This window comes from Arthrobacter sp. MMS18-M83 (genome assembly GCF_026683955.1).
GTDB lineage: Bacteria > Actinomycetota > Actinomycetes > Actinomycetales > Micrococcaceae > Arthrobacter.
The window spans coordinates 2,531,863-2,546,145 of record NZ_CP113343.1 but is presented as its reverse complement, the minus strand read 5'-3'; the positions used below and the strand labels follow the sequence as shown (position 1 = coordinate 2,546,145).

11 protein-coding genes and 1 pseudogene are annotated in these 14,283 nt (G+C 64.7%); 4 read left to right on the top strand and 8 right to left on the bottom strand.

Annotation, left to right across the window (positions count from 1 at the left end; genetic code table 11):
• Positions 1–64: 64 nt before the first annotated feature.
• Positions 65–1,570, bottom strand: coding sequence for a bifunctional phosphatase PAP2/diacylglycerol kinase family protein (locus tag OW521_RS11930; RefSeq protein WP_268019866.1), 1,506 nt, complete (start codon positions 1,568–1,570; stop codon positions 65–67).
• Positions 1,571–1,675: 105 nt separating this feature from the next.
• On the opposite strand from OW521_RS11930, the gene OW521_RS11925 reads away from it, so the two are divergent.
• From OW521_RS11925 to OW521_RS11910, 4 genes are all read left to right on the top strand, one after another.
• On the top strand, positions 1,676–3,205 hold the full coding sequence (locus OW521_RS11925; RefSeq protein WP_268019865.1) for an efflux RND transporter periplasmic adaptor subunit: 1,530 nt from the start codon (positions 1,676–1,678) through the stop codon (positions 3,203–3,205).
• Positions 3,206–3,211: 6 nt separating this feature from the next.
• Positions 3,212–3,940 carry an ABC transporter ATP-binding protein gene (locus OW521_RS11920; protein ID WP_265978112.1) on the top strand — a complete coding sequence of 243 codons (729 nt, stop codon included), beginning with the start codon at positions 3,212–3,214 and terminating at the stop codon, positions 3,938–3,940.
• Complete coding sequence (locus tag OW521_RS11915) at positions 3,937–5,184, top strand: ABC transporter permease (RefSeq protein WP_268019864.1); 1,248 nt, start codon at positions 3,937–3,939, stop codon at positions 5,182–5,184. The genes OW521_RS11920 and OW521_RS11915 overlap by 4 nt, the downstream gene beginning before the upstream one ends.
• Before the next feature lie 61 nt (positions 5,185–5,245).
• Positions 5,246–5,662 (top strand): hypothetical protein, encoded by a 417-nt coding sequence (locus OW521_RS11910; RefSeq protein ID WP_268019863.1) that lies wholly within the window; start codon positions 5,246–5,248, stop codon positions 5,660–5,662.
• Positions 5,663–5,736: 74 nt separating this feature from the next.
• Here the strand turns inward: OW521_RS11910 and OW521_RS11905 are convergent, their stop codons facing one another.
• The 7 genes and pseudogenes from OW521_RS11905 to OW521_RS11875 all read right to left on the bottom strand — a co-directional run bounded on the left by OW521_RS11905 (position 5,737) and on the right by OW521_RS11875 (position 14,211).
• On the bottom strand, positions 5,737–6,930 hold the full coding sequence (locus OW521_RS11905) for an MFS transporter (protein WP_268019862.1): 1,194 nt from the start codon (positions 6,928–6,930) through the stop codon (positions 5,737–5,739).
• A 56-nt stretch (positions 6,931–6,986) separates the two neighbouring features.
• Positions 6,987–7,556, bottom strand: coding sequence for a TetR/AcrR family transcriptional regulator (locus OW521_RS11900; RefSeq protein WP_268019861.1), 570 nt, complete (start codon positions 7,554–7,556; stop codon positions 6,987–6,989).
• 4 nt (positions 7,557–7,560) lie between these two features.
• A pseudogene (locus OW521_RS11895) lies at positions 7,561–8,138 on the bottom strand (sugar O-acetyltransferase).
• A gap of 296 nt (positions 8,139–8,434) precedes the next feature.
• Positions 8,435–10,117, bottom strand: a complete 1,683-nt coding sequence (locus OW521_RS11890) for an ABC-F family ATP-binding cassette domain-containing protein (protein ID WP_265978139.1) — start codon at positions 10,115–10,117, stop codon at positions 8,435–8,437.
• A gap of 34 nt (positions 10,118–10,151) precedes the next feature.
• Positions 10,152–10,748, bottom strand: coding sequence for a TetR/AcrR family transcriptional regulator (locus OW521_RS11885; protein ID WP_268025655.1), 597 nt, complete (start codon positions 10,746–10,748; stop codon positions 10,152–10,154).
• Positions 10,749–10,771: 23 nt separating this feature from the next.
• Positions 10,772–12,052, bottom strand: a complete 1,281-nt coding sequence (locus OW521_RS11880) for an FAD-dependent oxidoreductase (RefSeq protein ID WP_268025653.1) — start codon at positions 12,050–12,052, stop codon at positions 10,772–10,774.
• A 200-nt stretch (positions 12,053–12,252) separates the two neighbouring features.
• On the bottom strand, positions 12,253–14,211 hold the full coding sequence (locus OW521_RS11875; protein ID WP_268025652.1) for a penicillin-binding transpeptidase domain-containing protein: 1,959 nt from the start codon (positions 14,209–14,211) through the stop codon (positions 12,253–12,255).
• Positions 14,212–14,283 lie beyond the last annotated feature (72 nt).

Here is a 14,283-nt window from a genome sequence, read left to right as displayed (position 1 = left end):
TCCCTATGGATGATGCCGGCCGGGTCGGGGGAGCCGCCGGCCCTGCGAGGGCCCCGGGAAAGCCCTAGGAGGGCGGTGAATAGACCCGCAGTGCGCGGCGGCGGACCGTGAACTTTGCCGTCCGCACACCAGGCAACGGCTCGCCGTCGACCGCTATCACGAGCGGTTCTCCGACCGCTTCGATGCTGATCTCCGAGGCCTCACTCAGATGCGTCACTTTCGACGTGGCCACGGTTCCCGTGAGGACCGCCCACAGCAGCCTCAGCCGCGCGAAGGGCTCGTCTGCCGTCACCATGCGGATGTCCAGCACGCCGTCGTCCAGCACGGGCCGCGTCAGTGGCGCCAAATCCCGGGGGTAATAGCGGCCGCGGCCTAGGTAAAGGATCCACAACTTGTGGTGCACTCCGTTGATAAGGAGGGTGGTGGGGGTTGCCGCGCCAAAGGTGCGCAGCCCGGCAACGAGCCCCGCAAGGGGCTTCCCCAAGGCAGGCTGCAGCCGCTCGCGTCGCCGCACCAAGTTGGGGTACACCCCAATGCTGGCTGTATTCAGCATGATGAGCTCGGTGACCTCATCCTTGCCGTCGACGCCGCGGCCCGCCGTCACGTGGCCCAGATCCGTCCACGCCGCGGCTCCCGTCATGGCAGCCTCAAGGGCACCTTCCAGCGACCGGGCGTCGACGTCACGCGCGAAATGGTTAAGAGTACCGCCGGGCAGCACCAGCAGCGGGAAGGAATGCTCGACGGCGGCATCCGCGGCGGTGCCGACAGTTCCGTCCCCGCCCCACACGCCCAAGGCCTTCGTCCCGGGCTTCTCCGCGGCGGCCTGGATTTCTTCCGCGATGTCCTCGCCTTCAGTAATCAAATGAATATACGCCTTAGGGAATATTTCTTGAAGCTGTGTCTCGGTGTCCGGCGAGTAGGAACCTCCGAGGGCGTTGACCGCGATACTCAGCCCCTCGCCGTCGTCGATTGCTGGAGCCTCGGCCGGCGAACGCTCGGTGTCCGGGACGGGCGGGCGCAGGGGCCACCAGTTTCGTGTCAGGAGGGCAGCTCCGGCGCCAATCGTCGAGCCGAGCAGTACGTCGGAGGGCCAATGGGCTCCCGTATGCACGCGGGAGTACGCCACTCCGGCAGCCACCGGGGCCAGCGCCGCCCCCAGCCGGCGATGCACGAGTGCAACGCCAAGGGTGAAGGCGACCGCCGACGCCGAATGGCCCGAGGGCATGGAGGAGCTGGTGGGCTGGGGGTTCACAAAGCGGAAAGCCGGAAGGTGCTCGGGCAGTGGCCGGGCCCGCGGCACGAGGGTCTTGAAGCCGAGATTGGTCACGGCCGACGAGACGCCAAGAGCCAGGAGGCCGTGGATTGCCGCATTTCGAGGCTTGCCGGGAACGGCCCCGAGAACGCCGGCAAGGGCAAACCACAACTTGCCCTTGGTAGCGGCCTCCGATAGGTTCTTCAGAATGGCGTCGTGCCGGCCTTCCGGCAAGCGCGAAACGGCGCGGACCACAGCCCGATCGAGTCGCGCAATGCTCCTGGTGCCCCAAAGGCCCTTTCGCACCATGCTACGCATCCCACCAGAATAGCGGCGGGCCGGCTAGGGGAGCAGCACGTCACATAAGGCAAACCCTCAGGCAGCACTCGGCATGTTCCAAGCGAGCAACCATAGTGTTCGGGCATGCTCTCAAAGCCTCAACTCATCAATAGCGGCATCGGGGTGGCCGTAGTCGGCATTGCCGCCGGTGCCTTCTTCGTGCTGAACGGCGTACCGCAAACAGCCGCCGACACCACAGCCCGCACGGTCGCGGTCAGCGCGGCGGACCTCGCGGCCGTGTCCACCGCGAGCGGTAACGTCTCGCCCGCTAGCACCACCGTCATCAACGCGCAGAACTGCACCGGGCCAATTGCCACGGTCTCCGCGGTGACGGGCCAACAAGTCACGGCGGGGCAAGTGTTGGTCACCATTGATCCGACCAACGCCCAGAACGCCCTGGCCGTTGCCCAGGCCCAATTGGATTCGGCCGCGGCACAGGCAAACCAACAGCAAGCTTCTGCCAGCAACCAGGTAGCTTCGGCAAACCAAAACCTGGCCAACGCCCAACAGACGGCCAATCTTGACGCGAGCCAGCAGGCCAGTGCCGTGGCCGCGGCGCAGACGGCCGTGAACAATGACACGGCAACTGTCGCGTCTGCGCAAACCGCTGCCAGTGCCTCGCCCTCAAGCCAGCCGGCCCAGACCGCGCTCAACGCTGCCCAGGCCCAGTTGGCGAAGGACAATCAAGCCCTGACCCAGGCAGTCAACCAGCAAGCCAGCTCAGCCCTCAAGGACAAAGAGCAGCTCGCATCGGCCCAGACAGCCCTCAATTCAGCTCAAAGCGGCGGCGGCGCCACGTCAAACACCACGTCTGCCCAGATCGCCGTCGACACCGCAACCAAGAACCTGGCGTCCTGCTCCCTCGCCGCTCCGGTTTCAGGCACAATCACCGCCGTCAACGCCGTGGTGGGAGGCAACGCCGGTAGCAGCTCCGGCTCCTCCGGTTCCAGCTCATCCGGTGCATCCGGCGCCTCGGGCAGCTCCTCCACGAGCGCCGCGAGCACCTCCTCGTCCGGACTCATCACGATCAGCGACACCGCGCATCTTCAGGTGATCGCCAACTTCGCCGAATCGGACATCGCCGCCATGAAGACTGGCGACTCCGCGACCTTCACCTTCCCGGCCCTCAAGGCCGACCCCTCCGCTGCACCCGTCACCGGCACCATCACGGCGATCGCGCAGAACGCCACCACAACCAACAACGTGGTCAGCTACCCGGTCACCATCTCCATCAAGAATCCCCCGGCAGCACTCCGGCTAGGCCAGAGCGCAAACATCTCCGTGACGACAGCGACCGCCAAGAACGCGCTGACGGTGCCTTCGCTGGCAATCACCACCACCGGAACCCGGCAAACTGTCAGCGTCCTCAAGAACGGAACCTCGACGGCGGTACCCATCACCACCGGGATCACGGACAACGGACGCACCCAGGTGCTGACCGGGCTCAGCGCAGGCGATCAAATTGAACTCCCGGCCGTCTCCTCCACCTTGGACACCAGCACCACCACCGGACGGACCGGGACGGGCGGCCTGGGCGGTACCGGTGGATTTGGCGGAACGGGAGGCACCGGCGGCGCCGGAGGCACCGGCGGTACCCGCGGAAATGGTGGGTAAACAGCCGTGAACGACGCTGTCATCCAACTGGACTCCGTAAGCAAGATCTATGGCAAGGGGGAGGCCGAGGTCCGCGCACTGGACTCCGTGAGCATTTCCATCGACCGCGGCGACTTCGTGGCCATCATCGGCGCCTCAGGCTCCGGAAAGTCCACCATGATGAACATCATCGGTTGCCTCGATGGAGCCACCCAGGGTACCTACCACCTGGACGGCATCGACACCGGGACCCTAGACGAATTCCAGCTAGCGCAGATCCGCAACCGGAAAATCGGCTTCGTCTTCCAGAACTTCAACCTCATACCGCGAACCCGGGCCGTGGACAACGTCTCCATGCCCCTCGCCTACGCAAAAGTGCACCGGAAAGAACGGCGGGAGCGGGCCTTGGAGGTGCTCGATTCAGTGGGCTTGGCGGAACGTGCAGACCACAAGCCTTCGCAGCTCTCGGGAGGCCAGCAACAGCGCGTCGCCATCGCGAGGGCCCTGGTGACCAACCCGGTGCTACTGCTGGCCGACGAACCGACTGGCGCCTTGGACACCAAGTCCTCCCACGAGATCCTGGACCTCTTCGAGTCCTTGCACGCCAACGGAAGGACCATCGTGATGATTACCCACGAGGCCGACGTAGCGGCGCGGGCTAACCGGGTAGTGCGATTCCAGGACGGCCACATCATTGAGGACCACCGGGTCCGCGGCGTCCACGGACATCCTCTGGCGACGGCGGTGCCACTATGATGATCGCCGAATCGGTACGCTTCGCCCTGACGGGGGTGATGGCCAACAAGATGCGCTCCATACTCACCACCCTCGGCATCCTGATCGGCATCGCGTCCGTCATCATCCTGCTGGCAGTAGGCGCCGGAACCTCCAACGCCATCAAAGCCCAGATCGGCAAACTGGGAACCAACGTACTCACGGTCAGCCGCCAGACGACGGCGGGCGGGCGCGCCGCAGGCGGCGGACAAACCGTCACCGGTCCGCGCTCCCGCGGCACCAACCTGACCCTCCAGGACATGGCCTCGCTGACTGACCCCGTCATGGCCCCCGACGTCGCCGCGACGGCGCCCGTAGTCACCGCCCAGAACGTCACGGGAACCTACAAGGACGCAACCCACGCGGTCGCAACGTTTGTGGGGACCACGCCGTCGTACTTTGGCATTTCGAACGACACGCTCGCAGCGGGCTCGTACTTCAGTGAGGGCGACGCGAGCAACGGCACTGCGGTGGCAGTCATCGGCAACACCGTGGCCCAAGATCTGGTGGGCAACTCAGTGGCCTCCGCCGTGGGGCAGACGATCGCCCTCAACGGCCAGAACTTCGTGGTCTCCGGGGTCCTGTCCCAAAAGGGCTCGTCGGGCCTGAACGACCCGGACGACATTGTTGTGATCCCCTACAGTGCCGCCCAGGACAAGTTCACCGGATACTCGCCTTCCCTTGCCTCGATCAGCGTCCAGGCGAAGTCGGCGGACGTGATGAACCAGGCCCAGAACGAGGTGCAAATGATCCTCGATGCCAGGCACAACGTCACGTCTGCCAACCGTGACTACCAAGTGCGGAACCAAGCGCAGATCCTCACCACGGCCACGACGACCACCGCCACGCTGACCATCCTCTTGGGCGCCGTGGCCGGGATTTCGCTGCTGGTAGGCGGGATCGGCGTCATGAACATCATGCTTGTCACGGTCACCGAACGCACGCGCGAAATCGGCATCCGCAAGGCAATCGGGGCCTCGCGCGGGAGCATCGTGAGCCAGTTCCTGATCGAATCGCTCATCATTTCGCTGATCGGCGGCGTGCTGGGCATTGCCGCGGGATACATCGGCAGTGCCTTCCCCGTGTTGGGAACCCAGCCCGAAGTCCAGTGGTGGACCGTGTGGCTGTCGTTCCTGGTTTCCGCGGCGATCGGCCTGATCTTCGGCATCTACCCTGCCAACAAGGCGGCGAAACTGCGGCCGATCGACGCCCTGCGGTACGAATAGCCTGACCATTTTCACCCCCACAGCTACTAAACGAAGAAACACCCAAACAGGAGATCCACGAATGTCCTATTCAGCGCCGGAGCCCGGTCCCTTGAACCAGCCGGAGCCTCAACAGCCCTACTCCCAGCAGCCCCATGCCGGCCAGCCAACCGCAGTTCTGCAGGCCACCGGACAGGAACCCACGGGGCAGCCATTCGCCCAAGCTCCGGAGCCGTTCGTTCCCAAGAAGCGCTTCCAGATGGGACGCCTGACGCAGATCCTCCTCGCCGTGCTGCTGGTCGCCGTCGGCTTCTTCGGAGGCGTCGGTGTCACCAAGCTCATAGACGCCGGACAGGCCCGTCCCGGCCGCGGCCAGTTCCAGAACTTGAATGGCGGTCAAAACGGCCAGGGCGGCCAAGGCCGGACTCGGCAAAGCGGCGCCACCAACGGGGCAACGCCGAGCGCTGTTCCGTCGGCGCCCGCAACCTCGGCGCCGTAGCCACCGCCGCGCAGTCACCCAACTAGCTCGCAGTTGTTGTCGTTATGCCGCGTTTTAACGACAACAACTGCGAGTCAGTTGTCTTTCGCCAAAGGTTTAGCGGCGCCAGCCAGCCACAGGGCAATCAAGATCGGCGCTCCGATTGCAAGCAGGGCCATGTGGATGCCGGTGTGGTCGCCCAGATATCCCAAGAGCGGCGGACCCGCGAGAAACGCAACATAGCCAATGGTCGAGACCACAGAGACGCGGGCGGCTGCGTGTTGGGGATCATCGGCAGCGGCGGACATGCCCATCGGGAAGGCCAAGGCGGCGCCGATGCCCCAGAGGGCCGCGCCCACCCCGGCAAGGATGAGGTTGTCCGCGAAGACGAACAGCGCCAGGCCCATTGCGGCGGCGGCCATGCTCGCCCGAAGCACCGCGACGCGTCCGAACCTGTCGATCGCGCGTCCGCCAAGGAACCGCATCAGGGTCATCGCCGCGACGAAGAGGGCAAACAGGAGGGCGCCCGTCGATTCCGTCGTATTCAGACCATCCACCGAAGCCTTGGCGATCCAGTCGTTTCCGGCGCCTTCCGTGAGGGTCGCTCCGAGTACCACCACACCTATCAACAGGGTGCGGGAGTCCCGCCACGCCGAGGGACCCTTGACAGCCGGTACGCCGGCGTCGGACGCCGTTCCTGTGGTTTCGTGGGGCATGAAGTAGCGCGGCGCCGTCAAGGTGAGAAGCACCACGACGCCGGCAATCACCAGCAGATGTTCCGGAAGTCCTACCCCCATCTGGGAAAGCCACGCACCAATCAGTGCCCCTGCAAAGGCACCCCCGCTAAAGGCGGCGTGGAACTGCGGCATGATGGTGCGCCCGAGCCGGTGTTCGACGTCGGCCCCTTCGATATTCTGCGAAACATCCCACAGACCGACTCCCGCACCGAAGAAAAACAGCGCCACTGCGGTGGCGGCCACGGAGCCGGCCATCAAGGAGAAGGCGATGGCCGCTCCGGCGGAGGCGGCTAGCAGCCCGGCGGCCCGGACTGTGTTGGCCGTACCGATCCTGCCGACCACCCATCCCGCGGATGGCAGCGCCACCAAGGACCCGACGGCGGTGCACAGCAACAGTGTGCCCATCTGTCCGGAGGTGAGATTCAAGGTCTGGGTGACGGCAGGTATGCGGGCCGCCCAGCTGGCAAAAACGAGCCCATTCATGCCGAAGACCAAGAAAGTGGCGATTGCCGCGGCTTTGACGTCGGGGGCGGTTCTGGTGCTGGTGGTCATACGGTCACAACTTCCACGGAGAGATTTTCACGTCGGGTTTCGGTGCTGGGGGTGCGCTAGTGGGCGGTCCGGGCAGGGTGGTGATACGGGGTGGTGATGCGGGCGACCGCCTCTATGGTGGTGGCCCGGTGGTGCGGTTCGGTGTCGAGCGCGGCGTGGATGAAAAGGCCTTCAATCAGTGCGTCCAACATCCTGCAGGTTTCCGGGTCGAAATGCAGCCCTAGGGCACGCCTGCTCCGGGCCATCCAGTCCCGGGTGATCTGGCGGAACACCGGCTTCCTGGCGGCGAGCGTGTAAAGCTCGTGCGTCAGCACGAGGTCCCGCTGTGAGTCCAGCAAATCGAGATGGATCAAGTCCACCACGGCCAGCCGCGCGCCGTCGACGTCTGTCGCTTCTCCCAACTCCTGATCAAAGCGGTCGGCGATCGAATTCCCGAAGCGCCTGAACGCCTCCGTGAGGAGTTCATCCATGTTGGCGAAGTGATAGGTCATGGACCCCAGGGGCACTCCGGCATGCTCGGCAATCTTGCGATGCGAAGCGCCGGCAACACCCTGGGCGGCGATCACATCCAAGGCGGCGTCGATGATCCGGTCCCGTCGGTCCGGATCGAAGCGGCGTACGGCCACTGTTTCAGATCTCCCGAATGACCCGGGCCGGGTTGCCGACTGCGAGCGAGTTGGCGGGAATGTCCTTGGTGACCACCGCACCCGCGCCGATCACGGAGTTGTCGCCGATGCTCACGCCGGGAAGGACGATTGCTCCGCCCCCGAGCCACCATTGTTTCCGATGGTGATCGGCTGCGCGGCCTCGAGCCGGTCGCGGCGCGGCTTCGGCTCCACGGGGTGGGTCGGCGTCAGCAGCTGGACATTGGGCCCGATCTGGCAGTCTTCGCCGATGGTGATCGGCGCGACGTCCAGGGCAGTCAGGTTGTAGTTGATGAAGGTGCGGGCTCCAACCGTAATGTACGTGCCGTAGTCCACGAAGATCGGTGGTTTGATGTGGGCGTCTTCACCCAGCCCGCCCAGGAGCTCCGCGAGGATGGGCCGTTCAGCATCCTGGTCTTCGACGTAGGCCGCCGCGTACTTGGTCTGTAGCAGGACCGCCCGCTGCGATTGACGCGGGTTCTCGGGATCGTCGGAGATGCAGAGGTCTCCAGCGAGCATCCGTTCCCGGTTGGTGCGCGGGTCATCAGCGAAGTAATCAGCCATGCGTACGATCGTACACATCGTCGAGCCGGAGGGGAAGCCGGCTCCGATCCTCGATCACCTTTAAGCCCCCAAATCCCGATCCTCACTCACCATTAAGCCCAAAATCGAGATCGCTCCTGCAATGCGGGAGCGATCCGAATTTTTCGCCCATATCTGCAGGAGCGTCGGGTTGGAGGCCGCCATATCTGCAGGAGCGTTGGGAGCTGTCGGTCCGTTGAGAGCCGTCAGGCCGTTGGGCGCCGTCAGTCCGCTGGAGTTGGCCGCGGGGAGTTGGCCGCGGGGGAACTACCTGGACGTCAGCGGGCCCGTTCTACCCGGGACTCGTCCCAGATGGGCTCGGCGGATTCGTAGACTTTGCCGTCGGATCCGAAGACGAGGAAACGGTCGAAGGACTTCGCGAACCAGCGGTCGTGCGTGACAGCCAGGACGGTGCCCTCGAACGCGTCGATCGCGCGTTCCAAGGCTTCGCCCGAGTGCAGGTCCAGGTTGTCCGTGGGCTCGTCAAGGAGCAAGAGCGTGGCGCCCGAGAGCTGGAGCAACAGGATCTGGAAGCGCGCCTGCTGCCCTCCGGAGAGAGACTCGTACTTCTGCTCGGCCGAGCCCACCAGCCCGTAGGAATCGAGCGCACCAGAAGCAGCCTCGCGGCCCAGCCCGGAGCGGTGTTCGTCGCCACGGTGGAGGATATCGAGGAGTGTCCGGCCCAGGAGGTCCGGGCGGGAATGGGTCTGCGCGAAGAATCCGGGACGGATCCTGGCACCCAGTTTCACGGTGCCCTCGTGCGGGACTTCAGCGATTTCGACGTCGGAAACCGGCAAGTGCTCGCGCTCCGGATCGGTGCCGCCGGCAGCCAGCAGCCGCAGGAAATGGCTCTTGCCGGAGCCGTTGGAGCCCAGCACGCCCACGCGGTCCCCGAACCAGATCTCGGTGGAGAACGGCTTCATTAAGCCCGTGAGTTCCAGCTTTTCAGCCACCACGGCGCGCTTGGCCGTTCTGCCTCCCTTGAGCCGCATGTGTACGTTCTGCTCCAGCGGCAGGGCTTCGGGCGGACCGGCTTCCAGGAACTTGGCGAGACGGGTCTGCGCGGCCTGGTATTTGTTGGCCATGTCCGAGCGGAACGCAGCCTTGGTCTTGTACATGATGACGAGTTCCTTGAGCTTCAGGTGCTCCTCGTCCCAGCGTTTGCGCAGTTCCTCGAAGCGCGCGTTGCGGTCAATACGCGCGTCCACGTACGTCCCGAAACCGCCGCCGTGCACCCAAGCGCCAGCCCCGTTGATGCCGGGTTCGAGGGTCACGATGCGTCCCGCGGCATTGTTTAGCAGCTCGCGATCGTGGCTGATGAAGAAAACCGTCTTCTTGGATTCGTTGAGTTTGCTTTCGAGCCAACGCTTGCCCGGAACATCGAGGTAGTTGTCCGGCTCGTCGAGGAGCAGCAGCTGATCCGGTCCCGAGAACAGTGCCTCGAGCACCAAGCGCTTTTGCTCGCCGCCGGAAAGGCTCGACGCCGGGCGGTGCTGGGCGCGGTCAAAGGGGATGCCCAGCGCGGCCATGCACACCTCGTCCCAGACGGTCTCGACGTCGTACCCACCGGCGTCTCCCCAGTCCACGATCGCTTGGGCGTATTGCATTTGGGTGGGCTCGTCGTCGTGCTCCATCATGGCGAGCTCAGCGTCTTCGACTGCCTTGGCGGCCGCAGCAAGGGCCGGCGGCGCCGCGGAGACAAGAAGGTCGCGCACGGTGGACTCATCGCGGACCTGGCCCACGAACTGGCGCATGATGCCCATGGTTCCGGAGCGTCCCACCACGCCTTCGTCCGGCGTGAGATCGCCGGCGATGATCTTGAAAAGCGTGGTCTTGCCCGTTCCGTTGGGGCCAATCAGGGCGGTTTTGCTGCCGTCCGGGACCTTGAAGGTCACGCCGTTGAGCAGCTGGGTACCGTCGGAAAGGAAGTAATCAATACCGGAAACGTCAATATGGGCCACACGCTCAATCTTCCCACGGACCCCGGGAGACTCCTTAGTCGCCGGGTTTGGTGATCCAGTCCGACAGTCCACCGCTTACGGCACCGGTCAGATACCGCTGAATTGTTGGCCCTAGCGCTTGGACGACGACGGCGTGCGGGGCCGAAGCGATCGGCTCCAGTTTGATCAGGTAGCGGGTCAGGATGAGTCCGGAGAGCTGCGATGCCACCAGGCTTCCGCGCCACGAAGCCTCTTCAGCGGGGACACCAAGGCCGGCCAGCAGCGGTTTGGTAGCCCGGTTGAGGATGAACTCGCGGACCAATGCCGCACTCCATTCGTGTTGCATGGACGTGCGGAGAACCGCGACGCCGGCCGCCCCCGCGGGCGAGTCCCAAACTGTCAGGAAGCGCCATACCAACCGCTCCCCGACGCCGTCCCGCGGCCCGTCAAGGACAGCCGTCAGGTGTTCCTTGGGGTCCACAGGAGACTCTAGCGCAGCCATGAACAACTGTTCTTTGGTGCCGAAATGGTGGTTGATCATGGACGGGTCCACGCCAGCCTCGGCGGCGATGGCCCGGACTGTTGCGGCGTCATATCCTCTGCGGCTGAATTGTTCGCGGGCCGCGCGAAGAACGGCGTCGCGGCTGCTCACTTGTCCTGGGCGGCGACCCCTGCTCACGCCGCATCCTTGCTCGTTGCGGCCTTCCGGCGCGCGAAGTCCGGGGCGTGTTCCGGCCGGGGCCCGAAGGCGATCATGAGCGCTGGGAGTCTTCCTAACCACGGAACGTGGCGGGCGACAAAGACCAGCGAACTCGGCGGACCGCCCAGTTGCCCGGACAATGCGGGGCCGAAGACCGCTTTCTGGATAAGGAGCTGCACGTTCTGGATCATTACGGTTGGGAACCAGCGGCGCTTCTGGACCGAAGCGAGATCGGCCTCGTCCAAGGTACCCTGAAGCAATGGGCGGGCGATGCGCTGGGCCGCGGCAACCGCGTCCTGGATGGCCAGGTTGATGCCCACGCCTCCAGCAGGAGACATGGCGTGGGCCGCGTCGCCGATCAGGAGGAGCCCGGGTTTGTGCCACTGCTTGATCCTGTTGAGCTTCACGTCCAGCATGTGGAGATCGTCCATGGACTTGATCTCGTCCATGCGGTCCGCCAGGTCCGGGCGGAGCCGGGCGACGCGTGCGCGGAAGCTCTCTACCCCTTCGGCACGCAACTTGGCATCCTTGCCTTTCTCCGCGATGTAGGCGATCTGGTAGAAGTCCTTGCGGGTCAGGCTGAGGAGAACATCCTTGCCGGAGAAACGGGGCATGATGGAGGCCAGCTGTTCCTGTTCGTCGGCACGCCGGGAGAGCCTGAACCACCAGGTGTCGAACGGCACGGGGAATTCGTGGGGGACAAGTCCGGCCTTCTGACGGAGTACCGAACTGCGGCCATCACAGGCGACCGTCAAGGTTGCGCGCAGCTCGCCTGTGCCGGTTTCCGTTCCCGACGCCGCGTCGCGCGTGCAGTACGCCGCCCCGGCGACCTTCGCGCCGTCGTCGTACAGCAAATCCGTGGCTTCAGTGTTCATCCTGAGCGTGAAGTGCGGCTCTTGCTGCGCGGCGTCCACCAGGAAGTTCAGGAGGTCCCACTGCGGAACCATGGCTACGTAATCGTAGGGCGGCTTGAGGCGATCGAAGGCGGCCAGGGTCACTTCTCCGCCACCCGTGGGGAGCTTGAAATTGCCGAGCTTGCTTTGGGGCAGGGCCCGGAATCCTTCGCCCAGCCCGAGCTCATCCAAGAGCCGGATGGTGGAGGGGTGGACGGTGTCGCCGCGGAAATCGCGCAGGAAGTCGGCATGCTTTTCGAGGACGGTGACCTCGACTCCGGCCCGGGCCAGCAGGAGTCCGAGCATCACACCAGCGGGGCCGCCACCCACAACGACACATGTGGTGCTTTCGAACTGGTCCATGGCCACTCCCAGCGTCGCAACTAATTCAACAAGCGTTGAATTAAGTGTGCACCCGCAGGCAGGGCGTGTCTAGGGATCCCTGGCGTCAACACCGGCGCTCGCTCACATATAGGCCCCTTTCCGGCGACCCTCGCTCACATATCGCCTCAAGATGCCCGATCCTCCTGCGTATATAACGCGCGGCCCGGGGGGCGCGGGCGTTATCCTGCCGCCGTCAGGAACGACTTGAGCAACGGGCCACTGGTGGTGGCCCCGAGGCCGCCGTCCTCGACAAAAACTGCCACTGCCAGATCGCGGTGGACCGCAACGATCCAGGCGTGCGTCTTGGGCGGGTTGTCCTTTCCGAATTCCGCCGTCCCGGTCTTCGCTCCCACCGGCGCTCCGGGCACTGACGCGAGGAATCCAGCATGGCCGGAGGTCACCACGGCACGCATCATGTCGCCCAGCGCGGCGGCCTCTGCCGGGGTAACCGGCTTGTCGGGAGTAGCCGACGACGACGGCGAGCCAGACGCCGTCGTCGTGGCACCGGCAGAGGGCGAACCTGAGCCGGGGTTCAGGACGAGTTGCGGCGACACCGGAGCGCCGTGGGCCACCGAGGCGGCCATGATTGCTGCGGCAAGCGGGGAAAGCAGCACTTTGCCTTGGCCAATCATCGAAGCAGCGTGTTCGGTGCCGTCAGCGCTTCCTGGGACCGAGCCCAAGAAGGCATCGGCCCCCAGCTTCGGGGCCTGGACGGCCAGTCCAAGGGACGTTGCCGCGGATTCGAGCTGGGCCTGGCTGACCTTGTCCCGGGCATTGATGAAGGCTGTGTTGCACGAATGCGCAAAAGCGTCCCGCAAAGCGATGGAACCCAAGGACGATTCCGGATAGCCTTCGGCGTTCTTGAATGTCCGGCCATCCACCGTAATTGTTGGCGTGCATTCAACCTTGGAATCCGGTGTCATTCCGTTGCGGAACATGGCAAGGGAGTCCACGATCTTGAAGGTGGAGCCCGGCGCATACTGGCCCAGCATTGCCGTGTTGTATCCGTTGCTTCCAGGCCCGGAAGCGGCCGCAAGGACGGCGCCGGTTGACGGACGGAGCGCTACAATTGCCGACGCCGGGCCAACGCCCGCCAAGGTGTCCTCCGCGAGTTGCTGCAAGCGCGGATCCAGGGTGGTTTTCACCGGCTCGCCGGGCTTCGCGTCAACGGCAAAGAGCACTCGACGGGGATCGGGCTTCGCGGCCTTGATCTGGTCGTCGGTCATGCCTTGTGGCCGGGCCTTGATGGAGACTCCATCGTGGCCTCGGAGTTGGGCGTCGTATTGTTCCTCCAGGCCGCCAGTCCCGACGATGTCTCCCAGTTTGAGGGCACCCCCGGCCTTTTGGATCTGTTCGGCGCTGGCTTCTGTCGCAGCACCCAACACAGCGCGGGCGAAGGTACGCGTCGGTGCCAAAGGCAGGGAATCAGGAATGCCACGGGCACCCGGAATCGACGCAATCTGCTGGTCCGTGATCGTCCGGCCGTCTTGACGCAGGGTGATGGCACTGACGAAAGCCTGTGGGCCGGACGCCTGGACCTGTTTCACGTACGCGGCTTCGTCCACACCGACCAATTGCGCGAGCTTCGCCGCCGAAGCGGCAGGATCTGCCGATCCGATCGTGGTCTTGTCGATGCCGACGTAGACCACAGGACGGTAGCTGATCAATTTGGCGTCCCCGGCACCTAGGATCTCGGCCCTGGAGGGCGCTGTCACCGTCTTGTCCAGGACTTCACCGTCCTTGAAGTCGGGCTCCAGGAGTGCCGAAGTCCATTGGACCGTCCATTTGTCGCCCGATTTCTTCAGCGCAGCCTGGGAAGTGTACTTCCATTCTGCGGTTCCGATCTTCCACGTGTAGTTGAGCGGGACGGTGGCTTTGTCGCCGTCGAGCTTCACCGCTCCGCTTTCGACGGAAGGTTTGGCTGGGTCGAGGGCTGCAAACACAGCCTTGAGCTGCTCATTCGCCGCGGCGGCGTCCTTGCCGTCAAAGGCGAGCGAGCCGACGTCGAGGGCTGCCAACGAGGAAGCGAGTTGCTTGGCCGCACCTTCCGCCCCGGAACGGCCGTCATCGCACGCCGATAGCGAGCCAGCAATCATCAGGGCTGCAAGCCCTAGGACAAGATTCTTGGTTTTCCCCATTTGCGACATTATGCCTTCTACGCTTGGCTCTCTCGACATTTGTGGCGCGAAAACCTACCGCCGGCCACCCGC

What these genes read in the sequence shown, in the direction of transcription:
- OW521_RS11930 (WP_268019866.1), bottom strand. Translation starts at nt 1,570, where the DNA reads ATGCGTAGCATGGTGCGAAAGGGCCTTTGGGGCACCAGGAGCATTGCG.
- OW521_RS11925 (WP_268019865.1), top strand. Translation starts at nt 1,676, where the DNA reads ATGCTCTCAAAGCCTCAACTCATCAATAGCGGCATCGGGGTGGCCGTA.
- OW521_RS11915 (WP_268019864.1), top strand. Translation starts at nt 3,937, where the DNA reads ATGATGATCGCCGAATCGGTACGCTTCGCCCTGACGGGGGTGATGGCC.
- OW521_RS11910 (WP_268019863.1), top strand. Translation starts at nt 5,246, where the DNA reads ATGTCCTATTCAGCGCCGGAGCCCGGTCCCTTGAACCAGCCGGAGCCT.
- OW521_RS11905 (WP_268019862.1), bottom strand. Translation starts at nt 6,930, where the DNA reads ATGACCACCAGCACCAGAACCGCCCCCGACGTCAAAGCCGCGGCAATC.
- OW521_RS11880 (WP_268025653.1), bottom strand. Translation starts at nt 12,052, where the DNA reads ATGGACCAGTTCGAAAGCACCACATGTGTCGTTGTGGGTGGCGGCCCC.
- OW521_RS11875 (WP_268025652.1), bottom strand. Translation starts at nt 14,211, where the DNA reads ATGGGGAAAACCAAGAATCTTGTCCTAGGGCTTGCAGCCCTGATGATT.